General features: G+C 46.8%; 2 protein-coding genes. Both read right to left on the bottom strand.

Annotated elements, in window-relative coordinates; all coding sequences use genetic code 11:
* The coding region (locus JU82_RS03265; RefSeq protein ID WP_294892077.1) for a hypothetical protein at positions 1-237 on the bottom strand (237 nt) is incomplete at its 3' end.
* Position 238: 1 nt separating this feature from the next.
* Positions 239-2,088: hypothetical protein (locus JU82_RS03260; protein ID WP_037946414.1), on the bottom strand; the 1,850-nt coding region annotated here is incomplete at its 5' end.

Genomic DNA, 2,088 nt, shown 5'->3' with positions numbered 1-2,088 from the left:
GACGAGCGCGATCAACCCGATGAACCCGCTTGCCGGGACAACCCAGTTACCAACGAGAGTCGATGCTTGGTGAGCAGGAGTGATCTGCACGTAGTTCGACAGCGACATATACGCTGTGATGAGCTGGGCATTTACCGGGAGCACCAGCGTCAGCATGATGAATGCAACCGCGAGTACAGAGACTACGAATATGACGACCGGTGCTGCGATTGCTTCATCGTTGGATTTTCTTATCATTTCAGAACAACCCCCTGAAGATGTTTGATTTCTTGCTGCTGCGCTTCTTGCCGGGTTTGAACCCCCCGACGAGTTCTACGATATCGGTTGGAGCTGCACGGCGTGATGCAATACCGGGCCCGCCTTCCTGCTTCGTCTTTGCACGGAAGAGATCGATGCCGGTGCTCTTGACAAAATCGTCGGTTCGGCGCGATGGTTTGTACGGATCGTATACCTTCGAGACCGGAGTGTGCTTCTCGACAAGACCGTGCTTACCTGTGACGCGATAGAATGGCTTTCCGCGCTTGCCGGTGATGCCGGATATTTCGTTCGGTGTGAGGACATTGATGCGCTCACGGAACCCGAAGAGGGACAACCTGCCACCCCCACCGCTGCCACCGCCACCGGAACCGAGACCCGGGAGAGCGAAGATAAGACCCTTTCCGATGTCTGTAGGATATTTGAACCCATCTCCGATCTTTTCTGGTAAGTATGGTTTCTGATTCTTGAACGGTTTGTAGAGATCGTACATATCATCGATTGTCTTCCTCTTAAGAGAAGATTCTAATATCTCTTTGCTAATCCCAACCCCTGCGAGAAGCGCTATAGACTTGTTCCTCTGCTCCTGTTCTATACTCTGCTCTTGCGCTGTATTCTGAATCGATTTCTGCTTCTGTTTAGAAGCTAACGCTACAGTGCTCACAATCTTATTCTTCTGTTCAGATGCATTAGACGATTCAATTGTTCTTATGAACCCATCTACCCACGTTGATCCAGACGTATTTTCGCTCGTTCCACTCCCACTTCTCACTCTCTTTGCAACTTCTGCTGCATACGTTTCCCCATAAATTCCTTTGTAGTTCCCTTTCCATTCGTATGCATATCTGTCGATATAGTTGGCCAAGTCAACCCCAGTTGGGCCAAGTTCAACATCTCCAACCACGGTTTTTATCTGATTGATCTTTGGAACTACAGAAGATGATACAACCGATGCAGGCCCCATTGTTACAAATGCTGGTCTTTGCTTGAGAGCTTCGCGCAAGTAATCCATCTGCATCCCCTTCGGGAATTTTTTAACTGTTGGTTGCGAAGACATTTTCTCACTCTCAAATACTGTTTTAAGTGCATCCTCAAACCCTTCTATCGGCTGCTGCTTCGATACGAATGTCTTTTCGCTCGCGCTCGGGAGTATCTTCTGCTGTTCGAATGCAACTTTCGCAGGTTTCACTCTTGCATAAAGAGAAGACTGTCCGATAATATCGTCAATAGATTTTTGCACTGAACCACTTCCAGACGATTTGTATATATCAACGTTTATTATTTCCATCATTGCTTTGTTGCTCATACCAGAACCACCGAATTTAGACTCGAGTCCCTTCGGAGATTGAACAGTTGACTCTATTCTCAATCCTATATCGAAAGTATTTACTCTGGGTGTTCCCGGAAGGACACCTCTTACCACAGGTTTTCCGATACCCGGGAGCCAGTCCATCGGAAGATTTGGTAGATCTGGAATAATCTCTCTCATGATCGGATTTGTAAGAGGTGCAGGAGTCTTCAGACCTTCTACTACACCAGACGGATACTGTCCCTGTGCTCTCCCAGTAAGAACACGATTTATATCCATTACTTCCGTTCCAGATTTCATCGAGAAGTCGGATGGTGCAACCTCGAATGTCTGTGGAACAAATCCTGTATCTACTATATTAATCTTTCCTTTTTCACCAGCCTTTAATTTTTCTCCTTTTAATAAATCGTCAATGAAATATGTATCTATTGATGCCGTCTCTCCAATTCTCGGTATGTTAAATCTCCTTATCACTGCATCAGATATTCCGAGATTCCCACCCCTCGCTGCAATACCCGGGGCCA

It is taken from the genome of Sulfuricurvum sp. MLSB (genome assembly GCF_000747095.1).
Lineage (GTDB): Bacteria > Campylobacterota > Campylobacteria > Campylobacterales > Sulfurimonadaceae > Sulfuricurvum.
The sequence above is the reverse complement of the archived record's forward strand: the minus strand, read 5'-3'. Positions and strand labels throughout refer to the sequence as shown.